24 protein-coding genes are annotated in these 19,901 nt (G+C 58.6%); 12 read left to right on the top strand and 12 right to left on the bottom strand.

Going from position 1 to position 19,901, the window contains the following annotated elements:
• Window positions 1-35: 35 nt before the first annotated feature.
• Entirely contained in the window at window positions 36-647 is a 612-nt protein-coding gene (locus ACQZ5F_RS04770) for a flavin reductase family protein (protein WP_225339750.1), read from the bottom strand.
• Window positions 647-1,228 carry a nitroreductase family protein gene (locus ACQZ5F_RS04765; protein WP_046798305.1) on the bottom strand — a complete coding sequence of 194 codons (582 nt, stop codon included), beginning with the start codon at window positions 1,226-1,228 and terminating at the stop codon, window positions 647-649. Before ACQZ5F_RS04765 ends, ACQZ5F_RS04770 begins: the two co-directional genes overlap by 1 nt.
• A 109-nt stretch (window positions 1,229-1,337) precedes the next feature.
• Here ACQZ5F_RS04765 and ACQZ5F_RS04760 point away from each other — a divergent pair, with 109 nt between their 5' ends.
• Entirely contained in the window at window positions 1,338-2,330 is a 993-nt protein-coding gene (locus ACQZ5F_RS04760) for a hypothetical protein (protein ID WP_046798304.1), read from the top strand.
• Window positions 2,331-2,542: 212 nt separating this feature from the next.
• On the opposite strand, the gene thrS is transcribed toward ACQZ5F_RS04760, so the two are convergent.
• The 4 genes from thrS to ACQZ5F_RS04740 form a co-directional block, all read right to left on the bottom strand.
• Window positions 2,543-4,546 carry a threonine--tRNA ligase gene (thrS, locus tag ACQZ5F_RS04755; RefSeq protein ID WP_052819753.1) on the bottom strand — a complete coding sequence of 668 codons (2,004 nt, stop codon included), beginning with the start codon at window positions 4,544-4,546 and terminating at the stop codon, window positions 2,543-2,545.
• 126 nt (window positions 4,547-4,672) lie between these two features.
• On the bottom strand, window positions 4,673-5,197 hold the full coding sequence (locus tag ACQZ5F_RS04750; protein WP_225339749.1) for a DUF1697 domain-containing protein: 525 nt from the start codon (window positions 5,195-5,197) through the stop codon (window positions 4,673-4,675).
• Window positions 5,194-5,553 carry a membrane protein insertion efficiency factor YidD gene (gene yidD / locus ACQZ5F_RS04745; protein ID WP_046798301.1) on the bottom strand — a complete coding sequence of 120 codons (360 nt, stop codon included), beginning with the start codon at window positions 5,551-5,553 and terminating at the stop codon, window positions 5,194-5,196. The genes ACQZ5F_RS04750 and yidD overlap by 4 nt, the downstream gene beginning before the upstream one ends.
• 3 nt (window positions 5,554-5,556) lie before the next feature.
• Window positions 5,557-6,003, bottom strand: a complete 447-nt coding sequence (locus tag ACQZ5F_RS04740) for an iron-sulfur cluster assembly scaffold protein (protein WP_046798458.1) — start codon at window positions 6,001-6,003, stop codon at window positions 5,557-5,559.
• A gap of 281 nt (window positions 6,004-6,284) precedes the next feature.
• Here ACQZ5F_RS04740 and folE point away from each other — a divergent pair, with 281 nt between their 5' ends.
• The 4 genes from folE to ACQZ5F_RS04720 all read left to right on the top strand — a co-directional run bounded on the left by folE (window position 6,285) and on the right by ACQZ5F_RS04720 (window position 8,929).
• Window positions 6,285-6,911, top strand: a complete 627-nt coding sequence (folE, locus tag ACQZ5F_RS04735; protein WP_046798300.1) for a GTP cyclohydrolase I FolE — start codon at window positions 6,285-6,287, stop codon at window positions 6,909-6,911.
• Between the two features lie 126 nt (window positions 6,912-7,037).
• Window positions 7,038-7,490 carry a phosphoribosyl-AMP cyclohydrolase gene (gene hisI, locus ACQZ5F_RS04730; RefSeq protein ID WP_225339748.1) on the top strand — a complete coding sequence of 151 codons (453 nt, stop codon included), beginning with the start codon at window positions 7,038-7,040 and terminating at the stop codon, window positions 7,488-7,490.
• A 94-nt stretch (window positions 7,491-7,584) separates the two neighbouring features.
• The gene (locus tag ACQZ5F_RS04725) at window positions 7,585-8,520 is read left to right on the top strand and encodes a patatin-like phospholipase family protein (RefSeq protein WP_046798299.1); all 936 of its coding nucleotides are present in this window, start codon (window positions 7,585-7,587) and stop codon (window positions 8,518-8,520) included.
• A gap of 79 nt (window positions 8,521-8,599) precedes the next feature.
• Window positions 8,600-8,929, top strand: coding sequence for a hypothetical protein (locus tag ACQZ5F_RS04720; RefSeq protein WP_046798298.1), 330 nt, complete (start codon window positions 8,600-8,602; stop codon window positions 8,927-8,929).
• A 98-nt stretch (window positions 8,930-9,027) separates the two neighbouring features.
• On the opposite strand, the gene ACQZ5F_RS04715 is transcribed toward ACQZ5F_RS04720, so the two are convergent.
• Window positions 9,028-9,462: a CBS domain-containing protein gene (locus tag ACQZ5F_RS04715; RefSeq protein ID WP_046798297.1), complete on the bottom strand. Its 435-nt coding sequence runs from the start codon at window positions 9,460-9,462 to the stop codon at window positions 9,028-9,030.
• A gap of 196 nt (window positions 9,463-9,658) precedes the next feature.
• Window positions 9,659-10,396, bottom strand: a complete 738-nt coding sequence (locus ACQZ5F_RS04710; protein ID WP_046798296.1) for a rhomboid family intramembrane serine protease — start codon at window positions 10,394-10,396, stop codon at window positions 9,659-9,661.
• Window positions 10,397-10,753: 357 nt separating this feature from the next.
• On the opposite strand from ACQZ5F_RS04710, the gene ACQZ5F_RS04705 reads away from it, so the two are divergent.
• The 3 genes from ACQZ5F_RS04705 to ACQZ5F_RS04695 all read left to right on the top strand — a co-directional run bounded on the left by ACQZ5F_RS04705 (window position 10,754) and on the right by ACQZ5F_RS04695 (window position 13,494).
• On the top strand, window positions 10,754-11,311 hold the full coding sequence (locus ACQZ5F_RS04705) for a PAS domain-containing protein (RefSeq protein ID WP_046798295.1): 558 nt from the start codon (window positions 10,754-10,756) through the stop codon (window positions 11,309-11,311).
• Window positions 11,312-11,495: 184 nt separating this feature from the next.
• Window positions 11,496-12,113 (top strand): PilZ domain-containing protein, encoded by a 618-nt coding sequence (locus tag ACQZ5F_RS04700; protein WP_448731048.1) that lies wholly within the window; start codon window positions 11,496-11,498, stop codon window positions 12,111-12,113.
• Window positions 12,114-12,888: 775 nt separating this feature from the next.
• Window positions 12,889-13,494, top strand: coding sequence for a transglutaminase-like cysteine peptidase (locus ACQZ5F_RS04695; RefSeq protein ID WP_225339747.1), 606 nt, complete (start codon window positions 12,889-12,891; stop codon window positions 13,492-13,494).
• An 89-nt stretch (window positions 13,495-13,583) separates the two neighbouring features.
• Here the strand turns inward: ACQZ5F_RS04695 and ACQZ5F_RS04690 are convergent, their stop codons facing one another.
• Together ACQZ5F_RS04690 and ACQZ5F_RS04685 are read right to left on the bottom strand one after the other, a co-directional pair.
• Window positions 13,584-14,021 carry a DUF1489 family protein gene (locus ACQZ5F_RS04690; RefSeq protein WP_052819747.1) on the bottom strand — a complete coding sequence of 146 codons (438 nt, stop codon included), beginning with the start codon at window positions 14,019-14,021 and terminating at the stop codon, window positions 13,584-13,586.
• 65 nt (window positions 14,022-14,086) lie between these two features.
• Entirely contained in the window at window positions 14,087-15,490 is a 1,404-nt protein-coding gene (locus ACQZ5F_RS04685; RefSeq protein ID WP_046798291.1) for an L-serine ammonia-lyase, read from the bottom strand.
• Between ACQZ5F_RS04685 and ACQZ5F_RS04680 the strand changes: the two genes are divergently transcribed.
• Window positions 15,489-15,935, top strand: a complete 447-nt coding sequence (locus ACQZ5F_RS04680; RefSeq protein ID WP_162249004.1) for a hypothetical protein — start codon at window positions 15,489-15,491, stop codon at window positions 15,933-15,935. The two genes, ACQZ5F_RS04685 and ACQZ5F_RS04680, sit on opposite strands and share 2 nt — an antisense overlap.
• A gap of 265 nt (window positions 15,936-16,200) precedes the next feature.
• On the top strand, window positions 16,201-16,551 hold the full coding sequence (locus ACQZ5F_RS04675) for a hypothetical protein (RefSeq protein ID WP_225339746.1): 351 nt from the start codon (window positions 16,201-16,203) through the stop codon (window positions 16,549-16,551).
• 322 nt (window positions 16,552-16,873) lie between these two features.
• On the opposite strand, the gene ACQZ5F_RS04670 is transcribed toward ACQZ5F_RS04675, so the two are convergent.
• Together ACQZ5F_RS04670 and ACQZ5F_RS04665 are read right to left on the bottom strand one after the other, a co-directional pair.
• On the bottom strand, window positions 16,874-17,626 hold the full coding sequence (locus ACQZ5F_RS04670; RefSeq protein WP_448739314.1) for a phosphodiester glycosidase family protein: 753 nt from the start codon (window positions 17,624-17,626) through the stop codon (window positions 16,874-16,876).
• A 119-nt stretch (window positions 17,627-17,745) separates the two neighbouring features.
• Window positions 17,746-17,907: an entericidin domain-containing protein gene (locus ACQZ5F_RS04665; protein ID WP_003495552.1), complete on the bottom strand. Its 162-nt coding sequence runs from the start codon at window positions 17,905-17,907 to the stop codon at window positions 17,746-17,748.
• Between the two features lie 190 nt (window positions 17,908-18,097).
• Here ACQZ5F_RS04665 and ACQZ5F_RS04660 point away from each other — a divergent pair, with 190 nt between their 5' ends.
• Both ACQZ5F_RS04660 and ACQZ5F_RS04655 read left to right on the top strand, forming a co-directional pair.
• Complete coding sequence (locus ACQZ5F_RS04660) at window positions 18,098-18,874, top strand: formyl transferase (RefSeq protein ID WP_225339996.1); 777 nt, start codon at window positions 18,098-18,100, stop codon at window positions 18,872-18,874.
• Between the two features lie 88 nt (window positions 18,875-18,962).
• Window positions 18,963-19,883: a methylenetetrahydrofolate reductase gene (locus tag ACQZ5F_RS04655; RefSeq protein WP_225339745.1), complete on the top strand. Its 921-nt coding sequence runs from the start codon at window positions 18,963-18,965 to the stop codon at window positions 19,881-19,883.
• Window positions 19,884-19,901: the final 18 nt, after the last annotated feature.

Below are 19,901 nucleotides of genomic sequence, written 5' to 3'. Positions count from 1 at the left end.
CATAAAATTTAACCCTTGCCGGCGAAGGAATATATTTACGGCGCAGTAGAGGGACGCTGCAGCTGGAATACATCGCTGCCGCCATCGCAGTAATCCATATAACCCATGCGCGCCACGGGACGCGCAAGCCCCATATCGATGCGACCATCGCGAATGATCGTCTCATCGATATGGATAGCCATGACCTGTCCGATGACCATCCACGAATCCGCCGGCTTTCCGTCGATATCGTTCAGCTGCTGGACCTGGGTCACGCGGCATTCAAGCACCGCCAGCGCCTCGCCCACAAAGGGCGCATCCACCACCCGGCCATCAACGGCAGTCAGGCCGGCAAGGGCGAATTCATCGACATCGTAAGCAACCGGCGCTGAAGAGGCATTCATCCGGTCGACCAGGTGGCGGCTGACGAGGTTGGCAGTGAAAACGCCGGTCTCCTCCACATTGCGCAGGCTGTCCTTACGCCCGCTGGAGGAAAACATCACGAGCTTCGGCCGGTCGGAAATCGCATTGAAGAAGGAATAGGGCGAGAGGTTCAGCGAACCGTCCCTCCCCTTCGAGCCGATCCAGCCGATCGGCCGCGGCGCGACGATCGCCTTGAAAGGATCGTGCGGCAGACCGTGCTGGTTGGTATCGGTGGTGTAGAACATCAGACATCCCCAACCCAGGTGACGACATCGGCAAGCTCCGGCCGAGGCCGTTCCACCGGCGGGAATGTGGTCGAGCCGATATGGATATATCCCGCCACCTTTTCTTCCGCGCTGACGCCGATTTCCGCCAGGAAGGCCGTGTCGAAGGCAAGCCATTCCGTCAGCCAGTTCGCCGCAAAACCGTTGGCATTGGCGGCGAAGATGACATTGAGGCATACCGCGCCAGCCGACATCACCTGTTCCCATTCCGGGATTTTGAAATGCGGCTTGGCGGTGCTGATGACGGCAATGACGACAGGCGCGCGGGTAAAGCGGGTGCGCTCGGCATCCTGCTGCTGCAGGTCCAGTTCCGGGTTTTTCTCAAGCGCGATCCGGAGCGCTGTCTCACCGAGACGCACACGATCTTCACCGCGATAAACCACGAAACGCCAGGGGGCGAGTTTGCCATGGTCAGGCACGCGTACGGCAAGGCGGAGGATTTCCTCGATTTGCCCCTTCGAAGGCCCCGGCTCTGCAAGCTGCAAAGCGGGCGTGGAGCGGCGAACCTTGAGGTAGTCGAGGAGCTTGATATCGCTAGTCATGATCAAAAATCTTCCATTCTGCTGTCATCGCGAAACTAGGGCCTTGAAATAGCCATGGCATTGGTTTTGAAGTGATCCGGGAAAATCAAGAAGTCAATCGGTATCGAAAATGTCGGCAATCAAATTCGCGGCGAAATTCGCGACACGTCTGGCCATTGCATGCGCCACGCTCGGCGTTTTATCACAAGCCGCTTTTTCGCAGGACGCCTTTAAAGACTTCAAGCAGCTGGGCGGCACGCCGAAAATGCCGAAGCTCAATGCTTTCACTGCACCGACAGCACCCAATGCCCCGGAAAGCACCGCCCGCGATATCGCCATGGAAGCCAAGCTGACGAGCGGCGGCGAAGCGGTAAAGGAAGGTCTGTCCTGGCGCGTCTTCAGCCCCATTCCGGGTGCCGATGGCAAATTGCCGATGCTGGCAAGCTCGGAGGGCGGCTCGGCGGAATTCCATCTGGTGCCCGGCGAATATTTCGTCAACGTCGCCTTCGGCCGCGCCGGCGTCACCAAGAAACTCAATGTCCCGACATCAGGCAACGTCCAGAAACAGGTACTGATTCTCGATGCTGGCGGTTTCGTGCTGAATGCGGTTGCGGGGTCCGACAAGCAGATTTCCGGCAACCAGCTGAAATTCTCCGTCTACTCCTCCGATGCCCGCCCGGACGGTGAGCGCGGTCTCGTGATGGCCGACATCAAGCCCAATACCGTCGTTCGCCTCAACGCCGGCACCTATCACGTGGTTTCCGAATATGGCAACGTCAATGCGGTGGTACGCGCCGATATCCAGGTGGAAGCCGGCAAGCTCACCGAAGCGACCCTCCAGCACCAGGCAGCGCAGATTACCCTCAAGCTCGTCTCCGAAGAAGGCGGCGAGGCGATTGCCGACACGGCCTGGTCGGTTCTGAACGGCGGCGGCGACGTGGTGAATGAAAGCGTCAGCGCCTTTTCGACCATGGTGCTGGCGGAAGGCGAATACACCGCCATCGCCCGCAACAAGGACAAGGTATTCCAGCGCAACTTCAAGGTCACGTCCGGTCGGGATTCCGATGTGGAAGTGCTGATGAAGGATCAGGCGCCGGAAGACATGACCGGGGATTTTGAGTAAACGTCACCGCTCTCGAAGTCATCCTCAGCCTTTAGGATGATGACTCTCCGTCTTACGCGCGACGTCATCCTTGGGCTTGTCCCAAGGATCTAAACACGTTCAACTCAATCGAGACGTTGCAGATGCTCGGGACAGGCCCGAGCATGACGGAAGAGAGCTTTCAGGACTTTGCCAAAAACGAAAACGGCCCCCGAAGGGGCCGTCGTCATTTATCAGGCAACCTGCTTCTTCGCCGCAAGCTTGCGCTTCACATCCGGCGGCGTTGCCTCATCCACGAGGCTGGTAATCGCGTCTTCCAGCGACATCGGCGTCTGGTTCTGCGAACCGAGGCGGCGGATGTTGACGGTGCGCTCTTCCGCTTCCTTGCGGCCGCAAACGATGATGACCGGAACCTTGGTCACCGAATGTTCGCGGACCTTGTAGTTGATCTTCTCGTTGCGGAAATCGGTCTCCACCACCATACCCGCCTCGCGCAGCGCTTCGGCCACTTCGCGGCCGTAATCGTCGGCATCCGAGGTGATGGTGGCGACAACGACCTGAAGCGGCGCGAACCACAGCGGCATATGGCCGGCGAAGTTCTCGATGAGAATACCGAGGAAGCGTTCCATCGAACCGCAGATGGCGCGATGGATCATCACCGGCTGCGTCTTTTCGGAATTCTGGTCGATATAGAAGGCGCCGAAGCGTTCCGGCAGGTTGAAGTCCACCTGCGTCGTGCCACACTGCCATTCACGGCCGATGGCGTCCTTCAGCGTATATTCGAACTTCGGCCCGTAGAAAGCGCCCTCGCCCGGCAGAATGCCGGTCTTGATGCGGCCTTCGGACTGCTCTTCGATGGTCTTCAGAACATCCATCATCACGCTTTCGGCACGATCCCAGAGATCGTCGGAACCGACACGCTTTTCAGGGCGCGTGGAGAGCTTGACGACGACTTCGCTGAAGCCGAAATCCTCGTAAACCGAGAGGATCAGATCATTGATGCGCAGGCATTCCGCCGCCATCTGCTCTTCCGTGCAGAAGACATGCGCATCGTCCTGCGTGAAGCCACGCACGCGCATCAGGCCATGCAGCGCGCCCGATGCTTCGTAGCGATGGACATTTCCGAATTCCGCAAGGCGGACAGGCATTTCGCGGTAAGACTTCAAGCCATGCTTGAAGATCTGCACGTGACCCGGGCAGTTCATCGGCTTCAAGGCGAAGACGCGCTGATCGGCTTCCTCGTCATCGGGATGGGTAAAGGCATGGGCGGATTTCACCGCAAACATGTTTTCCTGATACCAGCCCCAGTGACCGGACGTTTCCCACAGCGACTTGTCCAGCACCTGCGGTGCGTTGACTTCCTGATAGGTATTGGCGAGCCGGCGGCGCATATAGGCCGTCAGCGTCTGGAACATGCGCCAGCCCTTGCCGTGCCAGAAGACGACGCCCGGCCCCTCTTCCTGAAAATGGAACAGGTCCATTTCGCGGCCGAGGCGACGGTGGTCGCGCTTTTCAGCTTCGGCCAGAATGTGGAGATAATTGTCCAGCTCTTCCTGCGTCGCCCAGGCGGTGCCATAGATGCGCGACAGCATTGCATTGTTGCTGTCACCGCGCCAATAGGCGCCGGCCACCTTCATCAGCTTGAAGGCCGTACCGATCTGCCCCGTGGAGGCCATATGCGGGCCACGGCAAAGATCGAACCAGTCACCCTGATAATAGATCTTCAGGTCCTGGCCTTCCGGAATGGCATCGACCAGCTCGACCTTGTAGTTCTCGCCTTTGGCGGCGAAGACTTCCTTGGCCTTTTCGCGCGACCAGATCTCGCGGGTAAACGACTTGTTGCGCTGAATGATTTCCTTCATCCGCTTTTCAATCTTCGGCAGATCTTCCGGCGTGAAGGGTTCATTCTTGGCGAAGTCGTAATAAAAACCGTTCTCGATCACCGGACCGATCGTCACCTGCGTGCCGGGCCAAAGCTCCTGCACGGCTTCCGCCATCACGTGCGCGGCATCGTGGCGAATGAGCTCCAGCGCACGCCCGTCTTCACGCGTGACGATCTCGATTTTGCCATCGGTGATGGTCTCGGACAAATCGCGCACGGTGCCATCAAGCGCAATGGCGACAGCCTTCTTGGCAAGCGATTTGGAGATGGATTCGGCGACCTCGCGACCGGTCGTACCGGCGGGGTAGCTGCGCACGGATCCATCGGGAAATGTAAGGGAAATGGCTTCAGACATCGTCTAGTGCTCCTGTCCAGTCCCGCCAACGAATGCGGGTGGTGTTGGAATAATGATTTGCCCGCGATAAGCGAACAGGCAGGCTGATAAAGGCTTTTGCCATTCCAGTCAAAGGTGAAGGGCGTTTCAGCCGAGCATTTTCGCCAGCCCGTTGACGGTATTGGCATTGCGGGTCGTGCCTATGCCGAGCCTCTTCGTGGTCAGCACTGACAGCAACCAGCTCTCGCTTGGCTTGCCTTGAAAGTCGATCCAAAGATCGCCGCCGACGACGGCAATCTTTTCCTGCTGGCGATATTTCTCCAGTAATCCAAGAACGTCCTCACCAAGCGGCTCCCGCATCACCCGAATGCAGACGTCAGGAGAATTGCCATGCGGAAACGGATTGTTCGACGCCAGTCGCAGCCAGTCCCCGCCCGTCCGAACGAGTATATCGACATGTTTGCCGAACCGCGCCTCAAAAGCGCGCTCAAGCCTGTCTTCGATCTCGCAGGCGGCAACTGCCCCGCCACGAAAGACCAGATTTCCTGTTGCCACCAGCGTTCTGCAGTCCTGAAATCCCAATTCCTCGGCCATCGCCCGCAGATCGGCCATCACAAGCCGCTTGCCGGCGCCTAGAACGATGCTGTGCAGCAGCGCCACATACTCGCTCATTTGCGCAGGCTCCAGTAACGCCAGGGTGCCCACCAGCGTCGCTTTTCACCGAGAGTTTCCGGCACCGGGTCCAGCCCGCTGGTGCCGCCCGGACCGCAGCGCGCAACGCGAAACAGCGTCATCCATCCGCCTGCCCAAAGTCCGTGGCGGGCGATGGCTTCATAGCCATATTCGGAACAGGTGGGGATATGACGGCAGGAATTGCCGATGAAACCGGAAAATGTGAGCTGATAAAACCTGATGAGACCGACGCCTAAAAGCCGTCCCGGCGTTTTGGCAAAGCTGCCTGTCCAGTTGCGGGATCGGCCCGCTTTCGCCGCCGTCTGCTGGTGCCGGCAGCCCGGTTCGCCGCACATGGTCTAACCCGCAGCATTCAGGACCGGCCGGCCTTCGATCTGGTCAAGCGCATCGACCACCGCTTCGAAAGTCAGCATGGTGGAGGCGTGACGTGCCTTGAAGTCCCGGACGGGGGAAAGCACCCGCATATCCTCAAAGCGGCCCGTGGGGCCCTCGCCGCCCTGTTTCAGCATGGCCAGCATATCTTCCCGCGCCTGGCGGATTTCACCGCTGGAAGCGCCGATGACATGATGGGCCATGATGGAGGCCGACGCCTGACCGAGCGCACAGGCACGAACCTCATGCGAAAATCCGGTCACGACACCGTCTTTTACCTTCAGATAGACCTTGAGTTTCGAACCGCATAGCCGCGAGTGTTTTTCGGCGCTGGCATCGGCATCCTCAAGAACACCGATCAGCGGAATATTCCCGGCAAAGTCCAGAATGCGGTTATTATAGATGTCATCCATCGTCAGGTGTCCGGCGCGCTCAAAATGCCCAAAACGGGACAGGTCATATTTTTCAAACACAGCGTTTGTCGCAGTGAAGCTTTCCTGCCCTTCATTCTCATTATATGCTAACGAGCTTTCTGGACATCAAGCCATGATGAAATTAACGGCTTCGATACCGAATTATTAGCAGCGGCCTTGCCAAAATGCTGTAAAACAACCAGATAGCAGCAACTGCGAACACAAGTTCGCGATGAAAAACGAGTTCAGGTGCGGCCTTTACCCGCATCGGGAGAGACGAAATGGATGCGATCGTGAAGAATTTCCCCGGCGCTGGCACAAAACCCGACGTGGCCGAAGCTCGCCCAAGCCAGGCGGAAGCTGAAGAAGCAGTACGCGTTCTTCTGCGCTGGGCGGGAGAAAATCCTGCCCGTGAAGGACTTCTGGATACGCCGAAGCGCGTCGCCAAGGCCTATCGCGAACTCTTCGCCGGTTATGAGCTGAATGTTCAGGACGTGCTCGGCACGACCTTCGAGGAAGTCGGCGGTTATGACGATGTGGTGCTGGTGCGCGACATCCCGTTCTTCTCCCATTGCGAACACCATATGGTGCCGATCGTCGGCAAGGCGCATGTCGCCTATCTTCCCGCTGGCCGCGTGCTTGGCCTGTCGAAGATTGCCCGCGTTGTCGAAATCTTCGGCCGCCGCCTGCAGACGCAGGAAAACATGACCGCGCAGATCGCCAGATCCATCGAGGAAACGCTGAAACCGCGCGGCGTGGCCGTCATGATCGACGCCGAACATATGTGCATGTCCATGCGCGGCGTTAACAAGCAGGGGTCGACAACGCTGACCACCAGCTTCACGGGTACGTTCAAGAACGACCCGGCCGAGCAGGTCCGCTTCATGACCATGGTGCGGAACCGCTAATCATCGGACCGAATCGCCAGCGCGGTTTTCGGAAAATCCGGTGATCAGATAAGACCTGGAGTGGCGGAACCGATTCCGTTCTTTCGCCGCTCTGATCGTTCCGCCAGTTCAGTTTCCGGGGTTACCATGTCCATTCCCTTTCCATCCGCGTCTGCGGATAAGGAAGTGCTCGAAAACGCAGGCCTTTTTTCGCCGAAATTCGATGCCCACGGCCTCGTCACCGCCGTGGTCACCGACGCTCGCGATGGTGAATTGCTGATGGTCGCCCATATGAATGCCGACGCCCTGTCGTTGACGCTGGAAACGGGCATCGCCCACTATTACAGCCGCTCACGCGACAAGATCTGGAAGAAGGGCGAAACATCAGGCAACCTGCAGACGGTGAAGGAATTCCGCACCGATTGCGATCAGGATGCGGTGTGGCTGAAAGTCTCCGTCGCCGGCCACGATGCGACCTGCCATACTGGCCGCCGCTCCTGTTTTTATCGCACCGTGGAAATGTCTGATGGCAACGCCGTGACCAAAATCACCGACGATACCCGCCATTTCGATCCGGCAACCACCTATTCCGGCACATAAACGGCCGGCTTCCATCAGCCGCACCAATTTGCTACCAATATAGCAGGTTCCGGGGATAGGACGGAGCCTCACGGAACTGGCAGGGAGTGCGATCATGTTGGGATGGGGAAATCGTCGCAATCAGCTCGCGGCTGGAAACCCCGAAGACATGGAGCCGCCCATCGTCACCGAGCGCGTCGATACGCGCCGCATCGCTCTGGCGCTTGGCGGCGGGGCCGCGCGCGGCTGGGCTCATATCGGCGTCCTGCGGGCGCTGGACGAGGCAGGCGTGAAGATCGGCATGATTGCCGGCACCTCGATCGGCGCTCTGGTGGGCGGTTGTTATCTCGCCGGCAAACTCGATGAGCTGGAAGAATTTGCCCGTTCTCTGACGATGCGCCGCATTGCGGGCCTGCTCGATCTGACGATCGGCGGCGGCGGCCTGTTTGGCGGCATGCGGCTGACCAAGCGTATGCAGGAGCATCTGGAAGGCCTGCGCGTCGAAAACCTGGACCACCCCTTCATCGCCGTCGCCACCGAACTGCGCACCGGCCATGAGGTCTGGATCCATCAGGGTGACCTTGTCACGGCGCTTCGCTCATCTTATGCACTGCCGGGAATTTTCGAACCGGTGCAATGCAATGGCCGCACTTTGATCGACGGCGCGCTGGTCAACCCCGTGCCGGTTTCGGTTTGCCGGGCCTATGAGCAGGCGCTGGTGGTTGCCGTCAATCTCAATTACGATCTCTTTGGCCGTTCCGCCGTGGTCAAGCATGCAGCCTCGCCACATGCAGGTTCCGCTCCGCCCATGGAGAGCGCGCCGCGTCCCGGCCTGCCAGGCGTCATGGTGCAGGCCTTCAACATCATTCAGGACCGGATTTCACGCTCGCGCCTCGCCGGCGATCCGCCCGACCTCATGCTGCATCCGCGCATCAACGATATCGGCCTGTCGGAATTCCATCGCGCCAGCGAAGCCATCGACAGGGGATATCAGGAAACGCGTGCGCGCATTCCCGAACTGGAGCGCATGCAGCAGGCGTTCCGGCGTTAGCGCCGGCCACAGCTGAAACGTCTCCAGGTTCATAAATCATGCGAAACGGACGGATGAAACGCCGAGCTGTCGTGAGCCCATGTATTGGTATATCTCAATCCTGCCTCCAGCCGCGCAAAGCACACTATGCGACACGGCTCTGCTGATCGGATTTCTGGAAGGGCAGCCTCAACTCAGACGCAGAAACGCCGTCAGTTTTGGATCGGCAGATGGTCAGCCGTGGATCGACATCACCATTGTGAAAGGAACAGCCGAGAGCAACTGGTCCAGCAATGGCACATTCATTTCGCAGTTCAATCGGGTTGAAATTGTCTGCACCGATGATGAGCGGCAAGAGTTCTACGTGGAAATATCCACTAAAATAGCCGACTTCCTTCAATGGCGGCTTGTGACGCAAGACGACGCATGAGTTCCGGCTAGAGCATTTCCGCTTTTCTGCGAAACGCGAAAACGCTCTACCTTTTTGTGTTTGCGCATTTCCCGGCCGCCTCCAACCGGGACGCAAGGTCATCCTGCAATATAGGCTTTGATGTGCTCCGCCTCGGCCTCGATCTCGCCGATCCGCGCCTTCACCACGTCACCGATGGAAATGATACCGGCGAGACGCCCGTTCTCTTCCACCGGAACGTGGCGGAACCGCCCGCCGGTCATGATTTCCATCAGTTGGTCGGTGGTGGAATTACCATGACAGCGGATGACGTTTTTGGTCATGGCCACCGAAACGGATTGCAGCAGGGAAGCGGCGCCCTGGCCCGCCACGGCTTTCACCAGATCGCGTTCCGTGAAAATGCCGAGAACCACACCGTCGGCATCCGTCACGACGACCGAACCGATCTTGTGCGTATGCAGCGTTGCCGCTGCTTCGCCGATGCTGACCTCTGGACCCACAGTCACGACGTCCCGGCCCTTGCGGTCGAGAAGATCCTTTACGAATGTTGCCATGCCTTCCTCCTCTTTTCAGCGATTACAGCACGCCGCAGTCTCCCCCGGCGGTTGCAAATCATGAACCATGGTGCGCTGAGGCCCGTGTGAATGCAATCCCGGATGGGACGCACCCAAGCAAATTTGCGCCATGGCCGACAAGGAGCGTGATCGCTTCGATGCGCCGCCACAAGCCGTGGTGCGCCTCTACCCGGCTTTAGCGCAGCGGGCGATCAAACAGGCCGAAGAACAGGAAGCCCAGCAGGAACCCGAAAACATGCGCGTCCCAGGCGATTTCACCACCGACATCGCCGAACAATGGTATCCCGACCGCGATAAGCACATTGCCGAACAGCCACATCAGCGTGAAGATCAGCACGGTGCGGTTGGAAAGCGCCTCCAGAATACCCTGCCTCGGCATCAGATGGCCGAAAGAGGCGTTGTAGCCACCACGGGCGGGAAAAACAAAACGGCAGGCTGCTCCCATCAGTGCCGAGACGACGCCGGACGCGCCGATCAGCACCGTGACATCGCCCCAGTTCAACGCCGCATGGCCGAAGGCCGAAACGGCGGCGGAAATGCACCATAACAGCACGAAGCGCAATGTTCCGATCCGACGCAGAACCGGTGCACCAAAGGCCATCAGCCACAATCCGTTAAACAGAATATGTTCGATGCCGCCATGCAGGAAAGAATAACTTACCGGCGTCCAGAGCCATTCCAGACCCTGCTGGGAGAAAGGCACGGCATACCGCAGTGGAATGAAGCCAAAGGTGAAGATGAACCAGTTGCTGCCATCCTCCGACAGCAGATAGGCAGGAACCACATAGGCAACCAGGAGCGCCGCCAATATGCCAACGAGAAGCGGCGGCAGGTTGAAGACGGGATTGTTCGTGTCGTCTTTCGGCTCCGGCGTTTCCGAAACCGGCGGCTGTTCGCCGTCCCCGTAGGACATGATCGCATCCCTGTCTTGTCGAAATTTCTATCTTCCGAGCAATATAGGAAGCCCGGACGAAAAAAAAGCCGTCCTGCCTTTCAGGCAACTGACGCCAGAACCGGGGCCGGTTCAAGCGCCGCCGCCAAAGGCAGTCCGGCTTGCGGCGACGCCGTTAAACCACGAGCGCTGCCATCAATTGTGCTGACCGGAGCTTGTCCCCGACATGGCCGCACCGATGCCACGGGCTTTGTCGTCGCGCAATATCAACCCTTTGTTAACCTTAACAAAACTGGCTGGCACGAAAATCGCTACACCTCCCAATACAGGCGTTCGGATGGACATGATGTCCCAAAAGCGAACATGGAGAACGGTGCTATGAAAAGCATGGCCGGACTGGACATATATAACTATTGGGACGAGCTGCGCGGCAACAGGCCCGCCCCCCGTCGCGAAGACATCGATCCCGCAAGGTTGAAACATCATCTCGGTGATCTCTTCATCCTGACGGAAAAGGGAGAGGAAGCGCCCTTCTTCCGTCTCGCCGGCACGCGCATCTGCGACCTGTTTGGCCGGGAATTGCGCGACCGCCCGTTTTCGGAACTGTGGCCGGCGGCAAAAGCCGTTTTCCCCTGCCGCGTCGCGCGCGGTATCCTGCAACATCAATTGCCCGTCGTCTTCGATGTCGAGGCGGAGGATGACTTCGGCGCAGCACCGCTGACATTCGAGATGCTGTTGCTGCCGCTGCGCACGGACGAAGGCGCCGCCCCGCGGCTGCTCGGGGCCTTGCTTCCGGCACATCCACGTCATGAATTCGCAACCCCCATCCATTGCCTTTGGATGAAGAGCAGCCGCCTGCTGCAAATGGATATCGCGCAGACGCAATATTCGGCAAACGCACATGCTGCTGTCACACCGTTCGCAGGCAGCTGTTGACGGGTCCGTTCCTCCTTCAATGCAAGGACGGACGGTGCCCGGCAACCCGGAATCTTTGCTGAAAAATAGGTCAAAACTGTAACGATATCGCCGATAGTAAGAATTGTAGATATCAAGAAGTACAGTCTGTTAACCCGCGCAGAGTAGAGATTTCTCATCATCATCCGTTACAATTGCGCTGTCCATGTTTTCATCTCGTTCGGTCAACACTGCCCAAATCCTGCATCCGGTTGAAGAGGTCTCCCTCGACGCCGCCGTCGTCGTGTCCTTTTCCGGCCGCCTCATGTTGCCCGACCACGAAGAATATGATTGCACCGCAACCGAGATGACCGCCGAAAGAGCGCAGTTCACCTGCTCCGGCATGGCTCGCAATGGTGACCGCGTCATCGCTTATCTCCAGCATATCGGCCGGATCGAAGGCTCGGTGACGTCGCTTACCGCCTCCGGCTTCGTCATCACCATCAATGCACCGGAGCGCAAGCGGGAGAAGCTCGCCGCGCAGCTGGCATGGATCGCCAAACGCCAATTGCTCGGCCTGCCGGAAGACCGCCGCCACGACCGATTGACGCCGCGCAATGCCAAGGCGCATCTGGTTCTGGAAGATGGCGTACTCGTCTCCTGCCGGCTGATCGACCTTTCCCTGTCCGGCGCGGCCATCGAAGTCGAAAACCGTCCGCCGCTCGGCAGCCGGGTCCAGCTCGGCAAGAACATGAGCGGCAAGATCGTGCGCCACTTCATGGAAGGCGTCGCGGTCGAATTCGACCGCGTCCAGTCACCGGACGCGCTGATCGAATTTCTCTAAAGCACCGCCTCGAAACGTGCGCAGCCACTAACAGCCGCAAATCCATAATATCAGGAATGGGCAACATTCCTGGCGCCCCGACTTCCGTCACGCTGAATGTGCGACGGCTGTGCCCCCGGTATTGACGGGCATCTGTTGCGGCTTGTCTTTTTCGTCGCCCGGCCTTTAGCCAGAATCCAGCCAGCCAAGCCCTTGACCTCGCGGAAGTCTCCCTGTCGCGTCGCCCCGTTTCCACGGGCTTCCGATGCAGGGGCGAAAAGGCGAGATTGAAACACCTCAGCGCGGGATACCGTCCCAGCCTTCACTTTCCATCCCTCCGGATGCGCGGCGTGGCACGCCAAACTCTTCAATTTCCGGGTCGGCAATGGCCGCACATCGAGACGGAAAGCGCCCGCTCAAACATTTTTCCCAGAAAAAAGCAGTTTTTTTGAAGTTTTTTTCGCCGCTTTTTCAGGGCGTCCCAAGCTGAAACATCCATCCCAAAACGGGAAATCCTCTCGCCTGCCCGGCTTCTCCGGAACACTTCACGCGGCTGTGAAAATCACCCCGCACAGAAAATCGCTGTCAATACAGCGGCATAAATGGCTACCAAAAACCTAAGGCCGGGATCCGTAAAATTGTAATAAAATTTGCTTCGAATACCCATAAAATTTGACTCAAATACAGTTCAAAACAACGGCTAATTTGCTGAAATTTAAGCTCAAATTGCCTCTCGCAAATTTCCGCCGGATCAAAATATACCTGCGAATGTCTCCTCAACACGGGGAGACAAGCAATGAACAACAACCGTATCGTTTTCGTCCTGATCGCATTCATCGTCAGCGCCTTCGCCCAGCAGGCAAGCGCGTCGCCGGCTGCCGTCATGCGCGTCATCGGCAAGGCCAACCCGCCGATCGGCCATTATGAGTTCTGCCAGACCTATCAGAGCGAATGCCAGGCGACCTCGGCGGACACCGGCCCGATGAAGCTGACCGAAGAGCGCTGGAAGGCGATGCTCGACGTCAACTACACCGCCAACACCACGATCACACCGATGACCGACATGGAAATCTACGGTGTTGAAGAGCGCTGGGCCTACCCCACCACGGTTGGCGATTGCGAAGACTTCGTGCTTCTGAAGCGCAAGATGCTGATGAACAAGGGCTTCTCCGCTTCCAACCTGCTCATCACTGTCGTTCTGCAGCCGAATGGCGAAGGCCATGCCGTTCTGACCGTTCGTACCGATCGCGGCGATTTCGTACTCGACAACATGCGCAACAAGGTCATGAACTGGTCGGAAACCGAATATACCTACCTGAAGCGCCAGGACACCGCCAACCCCGGTCGCTGGGTGAAAATTCAGGATGGTCGCGCCACCAATGCGGTTGGCGGCATCCGGTAACACCAGCGAACCTCAATACCGTCTCCCCAATGAAAAAGCCGGCTCCGCAAGGAGGCCGGCTTTTTCATTTTCGTAAAGACCCACAAGCGTCAGAGCAGGCCAAGCTCGGCAAGTTCGCGCCTCAGGTCGGATGGCATGTCCTCACCGCCGAAACCACCGCCACCGAGATCGCGTGGCGCCTCCTCGTCCTTCAGGTAACGCCAGCCCTGAAACGGCCGCTTCGGCGCAGGTGAGGTCTCAATCACTTCGGGGCCGAGAATGAGATCGCAGCGGGTAATCCCGTCTTCCCCCTTGAAGGAACGGAGATCAAGAAGCTTCTGCCGCGCCTGCACCTGCCCCTTGATGACCCAGTAGAGCGAGCCGCCATCCAGCAATTCCTCGGCCCTTTTCGGGATCATGCGGGTGGTATGCACACTGTGCGGTTCCAGGCCTGCGGCCATTGCGGTCAGCGAGCGCTGCGCGACCCAGTCTCTCAAATCCTGGAGTGAATCCGCGCCAACGCAAAGTTTGATGAGATGTAAAGGCATATCCCTATCAATGCCTTTTTGCGGCAGGCGTCAAGCATCTGGACGATGCCGGCCGCCCTGCCCGCTCAGCACTCCACAACGTTGACGGCAAGGCCGCCGGTGGAGGTTTCCTTGTATTTATCGCTCATGTCGTTGCCGGTCTGGCGCATGGTTTCGATGCAGGCATCAAGCGGCACGAAATGCTGGCCGTCACCCTTCAGCGCAAGCGACGCCGCCGTCACAGCTTTCACGGCGCCCAGCGCATTACGCTCGATACAGGGCACCTGCACCAGCCCGGCAATCGGGTCACAGGTCATGCCGAGATGATGTTCGAGCGCGATTTCAGCGGCATTTTCGATTTGTTCGGGCGAGCCGCCCATGACCGCTGCAAGACCCGCTGCCGCCATGGCCGCCGCCGACCCGACTTCGCCCTGACAGCCCACTTCCGCGCCGGAAATCGAGGCATTGTGCTTGATGATGCCGCCAATCGCCGCCGCCGTCAGCAGGAAGTCACGCACGTCGTCAACCGTTGCATCCTCATGGAAGTGCCGGAAATATCGGACAGTGGCCGGAACGACGCCCGCCGCACCATTGGTCGGCGCGGTGACCACCCGGCCACCGGCGGCGTTTTCTTCGTTCACAGCCATGGCGTAAACGCTCAGCCAGTCATTCGCCATGACAGGATTGAACCGGTTGCTGCGCCATTCCGCATTCAGCTTTTCGTAAATGGAACGGGCACGACGGCGCACCTTCAGGCCACCCGGCATGATGCCGTCGACTTTCAGCCCGCGCTCGATACAGCCGTCCATCGCTTCCCATATCTGGTCAAGCCGGTCGTTCAACTCGTCGCGGGAAACCACCGTCTCCTCATTCGCCCGTTTCATCTGGGCGATTGTGCGGCCGGAACGGGTCGCCATATCAAGCATTTCCTTTGCCGAGGCGAAGGGATAGGGCACACGCGGACCATTATCGATGGTTTTGCCGCGCTGCTTGATCGCTTCCAGTTCCGTATCGGTCACGACGAAACCGCCGCCGACCGAATAATAGATGCGCTTGATCAGCAGCCTGCCCTGATTGTCGAAGGCGGAGAAGGTCATGCCATTGGCATGGCCAGGCAGCGGGTTCTTCTTGTCGAACACCAGATCCTCGGCTGCCCGGAATTCGTAGGTCGGATGTCCGGGCGGCGTTACCGTTCCGGCCTTTTCCACCGTCTCGATGATCGCATCCATGGCGTCGGGATCAACAAGGTCCGGCCGCTCGCCGGTCAAACCGAGAATGACGGCACGCCCGGTGCCATGGCCAATGCCGGTAAAGGCGAGTGAGCCGTGCAGGCTGACCTTCAGCCGCGAAACGCTGGCACCGGCAGGGCGCGGCCACTCATCGCTGAGGATCAGCGCCAGAAAGCGATTGGCCGCCGTCATCGGACCCATCGTATGGGAACTTGAGGGACCGATACCGATCTTGAAGACGTCAAAGACCGAAAGAAACATGAAGTTTTTCCTGACTGATGGATTCCACCATCATCATATCCAAAGCCGCGACGGATCGCCACCACAGCATAGGATGCAAAATCTATCGGGATTTTCGGAGAAATCCGGCGCTTCGGCAAGAACGAAGAGCGTCACCGGCTTTTGCGGCTGCGACATGCAGGTCGCAGAAACGAAAACAGCACGGTTTCCAGAGGAAACCGCGCCGTTTCAAAACCCGTCAATTCAGGAGAAGTGCTTATGGGCTGCCAAAAATGTACGTCAATGCGAGAAAAGCGGCAAAGCCTGCAAGTGCGCGCAAGGTAACGCCCCAGCAGGATTTCTGAGCGGTTTCTTCCATGATTACTCCAGCTATTCACTCTCCGGGGGATCTTCAAGACCCGGCCCGTTGGAAGAAGCATTTATTAAAATCCGGCGACGAAGGCAAATGCAAAAAGCGGCTAAATGAAGGCTTTTTCGACGGGCTGCCATTCGCCCCGCGCATAGGTGCATGAAAAAACAAGGTGTTAGAGCGCGGCTTCCAAAACCGGCATTTCGGCTTTCGCCTCAATTTAGGCTAAAGTGTAACCGTTATTTAAAGCTTTTGCACAAACACCTGTTGAAAACCTTTGTCGCCGGCACGGTAAAGTCGAATTTATTCCGCCGCCACCGCGCCTTGAAAGCACAACACCTCTGCTTTATCGACGACGGATAACGACAACGGGACTCACTTCATGCAGCAGGCATCTTCCTTTCCCGATCGCGAAACGGTCGCCGCCAAACTGACGTCGCTTGCAAGCGACGACAAGGCATGGGTGTCGTTGCTGATGGAAAACGCCTTGCAGGATGAAAACCTGCTGGCCGGCCTCAATCTTTATCTCGACCAGCAGGCCAATGCCCGCTTCCTCAACAGTCTTAAGTTGGAGGCCGCCGGTGAATGGCTTGGCGCCAACGCCCCCGCCCGCCTGCAGATTCGCCTCGCGGAAACCGCCAAAACCAGCCAGCACCCCGCTTATCTGGCCTTCCGCAAAGGGCTGACCGCATCGGCAGGTCTTGAAAAGGCCTACCCTAAAGCGCCGATCTGATCTTCCGGCGGGAGCATGATGATTGGAGCGGGATTTCGGGCGAAAACCTGTTCTGGTCGTGATCTTTCACGAGGTTGCCCATTGACAACGGGTCGAGGGTGCAGGGGCTTCACCCCCCTCTGCCCTGCCGGGCATCTCCCCCTCAAGGGGGGAGATCGGCAAGCGGCGCTACCACCGCTTCATTCGCCGGCGCTGAGATGGGCGAGACCTTGCCGCAGATCGATCTCCCCCCTTGAGGGGGAGATGTCCGGCAGGACAGAGGGGGGTAAGCCCCACGCACCCTTGACCCGTTGCCAATGGACAACCTCCTGAAAGCGAACATCTAATCCGGCACCCGGTCAACAACGGCGATGATCGGCCCCATGGGAAACAGCATGTCGCGCCGCTTCATTGCGGGAATATCGACACTGGATATGGTGCCGTCGAGATAAAGCGCGTTGGGCGCATCGAGCACATCCCGAAACAGCGTGGCAAAATCATAGAAGCGCACGGTATTTTCCGAAATGGCGAAATGCACCATGCCATCGCGGGAGACGCCGACGCCGTTGCGTCGCTTCAGGCTGTCGCTGTCGGGCAAAAATCGCGGATGCAGCTTTCCGTCGATAACCAGCATCGGCCCCGACTGGGTGGCGAAATCCGGCTTTGGGTCTGCCGCCAGATAGGCCTCGGTCTCCAGCACGCTGGCCGTCGTGCCTTTCAGATAGAACACGCCATTGGGCAGAAGGTGAAAATTGCCCCAGCCACCCCGGGTGCTGATCGACGAACGTTCCACGCCATTTTCGACAAACAGGCCAACCGGCGAATAGTCGGAATGATACATGCCGCCATTCATGGCGAAGATGCTGAACATATGCTGCCGCCAGAGCGCGGAGGACAGGTCGGCGAAGGAGCGATACCCCTGCCCGGAGACGTGATCGCGATCATAGATCCGGATGGTATTCTTTGCCGGATCGAAGCTGCACACGGTGTAGCGACCGCCCGCATGGTCCATGCTTTTGCAAAAATCCGCCTGCCCGCCGGCCTGCGCCGAAAACGGCAACAACAATGGCAACAGCAGCTTCGCCAGTCTTTTCATCGATCCGTTCATGCCCACCCCGTGATTCTCGTCAGGGGAACATTCGCAGGGAAATTCAGTCAAAGAAAAGGCGTCACCCCAGCTTCAGGGTGACGCCGGAACATTTAAGGGGAGTGCCTTTAGCGGCGGGCAGCGCGGTCCACATTGCGGCCGGCGTCCTGCGTTGCATCAACGGCATTCGCCGTATCCCGGCCCATGCCACGGATGGTGTTGCCGCAAGAACTGAGCGTCACGACGGTCAACAAGGCCACGAAAACGGTCGAAAGAATGCGTGTAATCATTGAAATAACTCCCCTATGACTTGCCGTCCAAGGCAAGCGCCGATGTGATATGCGTCACAATAACGTGAGTCCCGAAAATCGGTTCCAGCGGCATTTCAAAAAATCCAGTCGATGAAAATTAACAGGGTTTTGAAGTTCACGCGGGAAACTCCACACCTGGATCATGGCTGAGGAAAATATCGTGGGTGATATGACTGAGATCAACAATCGGCTTCTGGTGATGACGGCAGGCGGCGTGAACCCCAATATCATGATCAATGCGCTTGCCGCCCATTTTCCGGATATTCACGTCTTTGTCGAACAACCGGAAAGCAAATCCGTCATTCTCAGGCGGCGGGCGCGTCGGCTGGGCTGGATTGCCGCCAGCGGCCAGATGGCGACGATGGTCGCCTCTCGCCTCGGCAAACGTTTCACGGTTCGAAGAAGCCATGAGATCATCGCCGAGCATGGCCTTTCCGCCGAACTGGGCCATACCGTTCCCATCACGCAATTTGCCTCGCTGAACGACGAGGAATGCCACAAGGCCGCCAATCAGTTGAAGCCGGCGGCGATCTTCACCATTTCCTGCCGCCTTCTCAAGCCCGCGACGCTGCAGGCCCTGCAATGCCCGGTGATCAATTTCCACGCCGGCATCAATCCCGCCTATCGCGGCCAGATGGGTGGATATTGGGCGCTGGTGGAAAAGGACCGCGGCAATTTCGGTGCAACCGTGCATCTGGTTGACAAGGGCGTGGATACCGGCGCCACGCTTTACGAAAAACGGCTGAAACCCTCACCTTCAGACACGATTGCCACCTACCCGCTGCTTCTCACCGCCGCCTCGGTGGATATTGCCGTCAACGCCGTCGAAGATGCATTATCCGGCAGCCTCGCACCACAGCCGCCCTCACCCGGAAAATCGGTATTGCGCTTTCCGCCGACGATCTGGACCTGGCTATGGAACGGCCTGACGAAACGGATCTGGTGATCCTTCGCTGCACCGCGGTGCCAAGCTTCGTCGCAGATGCAGGGCTGTCTTGCCGCATCAGGCACAGACGGCATCGAAAAAACGGTGCATGATAATCAAAAGGATCATGCACAAATTGCCCGACATTTCCGCCTCCTCCATCATCCCCGCCTCCATCGAAGCCTCACCCGCACAGGTGCTTGGCCCGGCAAGCCTTGCCGGTCTCTTTCCGCAGGGCGTGCGTGTCTATCTGACCGACACCGGCGCGGCCTCACAGGTCAGGCTCGTTGATGCGGCGAGACATCTGCGCGATCTCGGTTATGAGCCCGTGCCGCATCTTGCGGCGCGGCGCATCCCGTCGCGCGTGGAGTTTGAGGAACAGGTGAAGCGGCTGGCGGGCGAAGCGGGCGTATCGGATGTGCTGGTTGTCGGCGGCGGCGTCGACAGGCCCGCCGGTCCCTTCGCTTCCAGCATGGATATGCTGTCGTCAGGCATTTTCGACCGCTATGGAATGAAGCAGATCGCCATTGCCGGCCACCCCGAAGGCAGCCCGGATTTCAGCGAGGAGACGGCAGTTGCCGCGCTGCGGCTGAAGCGTGATTTTGCGCAAAGAAGCGATGCGACGATGCGCATCGTCACCCAGTTCGGTTTCGATGCGGCCCGTTTCATCGCCTGGGCGGAAGGGCTTGTTGCATCAGGCATCGACCTGCCGGTGCATATCGGCGTTTCCGGCCCGGCCAAGATCACGACGCTGTTGAAATATGCAGCGCTTTGCGGTGTCGGCAATTCCATCGCTTATCTGAAGAAAAACGCGCTCTCCCTCACAACGCTGGCGAAGGGTCATTCGCCGGAAAGCGTCGTCGGACCGATCGAGCGGCACTGGCAGGCCAATCCGCAAGGGCCGATCCGGCAAATTCACGTCTTTCCCTTTGGCGGCTTGCAGAATTCGGCCGACTGGCTGGTCAATCGCGGAAGCTGGCAAACGGGCGGCGCCGACCGTTCGGCATCGCCGGATTCCGTCGCGGTTTGACACCATGTCCGCCTGCGC

Source organism: Agrobacterium sp. 22-210-1, from assembly GCF_053522525.1.
This window is presented reverse-complemented; position numbering and strand designations above follow the sequence as displayed.

Excerpts from the sequence above, each read along its gene's own strand:
- ACQZ5F_RS04770 (WP_225339750.1), bottom strand. The coding sequence starts at position 647 with ATGTTCTACACCACCGATACCAACCAGCACGGTCTGCCGCACGATCCT.
- ACQZ5F_RS04765 (WP_046798305.1), bottom strand. The coding sequence starts at position 1,228 with ATGACTAGCGATATCAAGCTCCTCGACTACCTCAAGGTTCGCCGCTCC.
- ACQZ5F_RS04760 (WP_046798304.1), top strand. The coding sequence starts at position 1,338 with ATGTCGGCAATCAAATTCGCGGCGAAATTCGCGACACGTCTGGCCATT.
- thrS (WP_052819753.1), bottom strand. The coding sequence starts at position 4,546 with ATGTCTGAAGCCATTTCCCTTACATTTCCCGATGGATCCGTGCGCAGC.
- ACQZ5F_RS04750 (WP_225339749.1), bottom strand. The coding sequence starts at position 5,197 with ATGAGCGAGTATGTGGCGCTGCTGCACAGCATCGTTCTAGGCGCCGGC.
- yidD (WP_046798301.1), bottom strand. The coding sequence starts at position 5,553 with ATGTGCGGCGAACCGGGCTGCCGGCACCAGCAGACGGCGGCGAAAGCG.
- ACQZ5F_RS04740 (WP_046798458.1), bottom strand. The coding sequence starts at position 6,003 with ATGGATGACATCTATAATAACCGCATTCTGGACTTTGCCGGGAATATT.
- folE (WP_046798300.1), top strand. The coding sequence starts at position 6,285 with ATGGATGCGATCGTGAAGAATTTCCCCGGCGCTGGCACAAAACCCGAC.
- hisI (WP_225339748.1), top strand. The coding sequence starts at position 7,038 with ATGTCCATTCCCTTTCCATCCGCGTCTGCGGATAAGGAAGTGCTCGAA.
- ACQZ5F_RS04725 (WP_046798299.1), top strand. The coding sequence starts at position 7,585 with ATGTTGGGATGGGGAAATCGTCGCAATCAGCTCGCGGCTGGAAACCCC.
- ACQZ5F_RS04720 (WP_046798298.1), top strand. The coding sequence starts at position 8,600 with ATGTATTGGTATATCTCAATCCTGCCTCCAGCCGCGCAAAGCACACTA.
- ACQZ5F_RS04715 (WP_046798297.1), bottom strand. The coding sequence starts at position 9,462 with ATGGCAACATTCGTAAAGGATCTTCTCGACCGCAAGGGCCGGGACGTC.
- ACQZ5F_RS04710 (WP_046798296.1), bottom strand. The coding sequence starts at position 10,396 with ATGTCCTACGGGGACGGCGAACAGCCGCCGGTTTCGGAAACGCCGGAG.
- ACQZ5F_RS04705 (WP_046798295.1), top strand. The coding sequence starts at position 10,754 with ATGAAAAGCATGGCCGGACTGGACATATATAACTATTGGGACGAGCTG.
- ACQZ5F_RS04700 (WP_448731048.1), top strand. The coding sequence starts at position 11,496 with ATGTTTTCATCTCGTTCGGTCAACACTGCCCAAATCCTGCATCCGGTT.
- ACQZ5F_RS04695 (WP_225339747.1), top strand. The coding sequence starts at position 12,889 with ATGAACAACAACCGTATCGTTTTCGTCCTGATCGCATTCATCGTCAGC.
- ACQZ5F_RS04690 (WP_052819747.1), bottom strand. The coding sequence starts at position 14,021 with ATGCCTTTACATCTCATCAAACTTTGCGTTGGCGCGGATTCACTCCAG.
- ACQZ5F_RS04680 (WP_162249004.1), top strand. The coding sequence starts at position 15,489 with ATGAAGTTTTTCCTGACTGATGGATTCCACCATCATCATATCCAAAGC.
- ACQZ5F_RS04685 (WP_046798291.1), bottom strand. The coding sequence starts at position 15,490 with ATGTTTCTTTCGGTCTTTGACGTCTTCAAGATCGGTATCGGTCCCTCA.
- ACQZ5F_RS04675 (WP_225339746.1), top strand. The coding sequence starts at position 16,201 with ATGCAGCAGGCATCTTCCTTTCCCGATCGCGAAACGGTCGCCGCCAAA.
- ACQZ5F_RS04670 (WP_448739314.1), bottom strand. The coding sequence starts at position 17,626 with ATGAAAAGACTGGCGAAGCTGCTGTTGCCATTGTTGTTGCCGTTTTCG.
- ACQZ5F_RS04665 (WP_003495552.1), bottom strand. The coding sequence starts at position 17,907 with ATGATTACACGCATTCTTTCGACCGTTTTCGTGGCCTTGTTGACCGTC.
- ACQZ5F_RS04660 (WP_225339996.1), top strand. The coding sequence starts at position 18,098 with ATGACTGAGATCAACAATCGGCTTCTGGTGATGACGGCAGGCGGCGTG.
- ACQZ5F_RS04655 (WP_225339745.1), top strand. The coding sequence starts at position 18,963 with ATGATAATCAAAAGGATCATGCACAAATTGCCCGACATTTCCGCCTCC.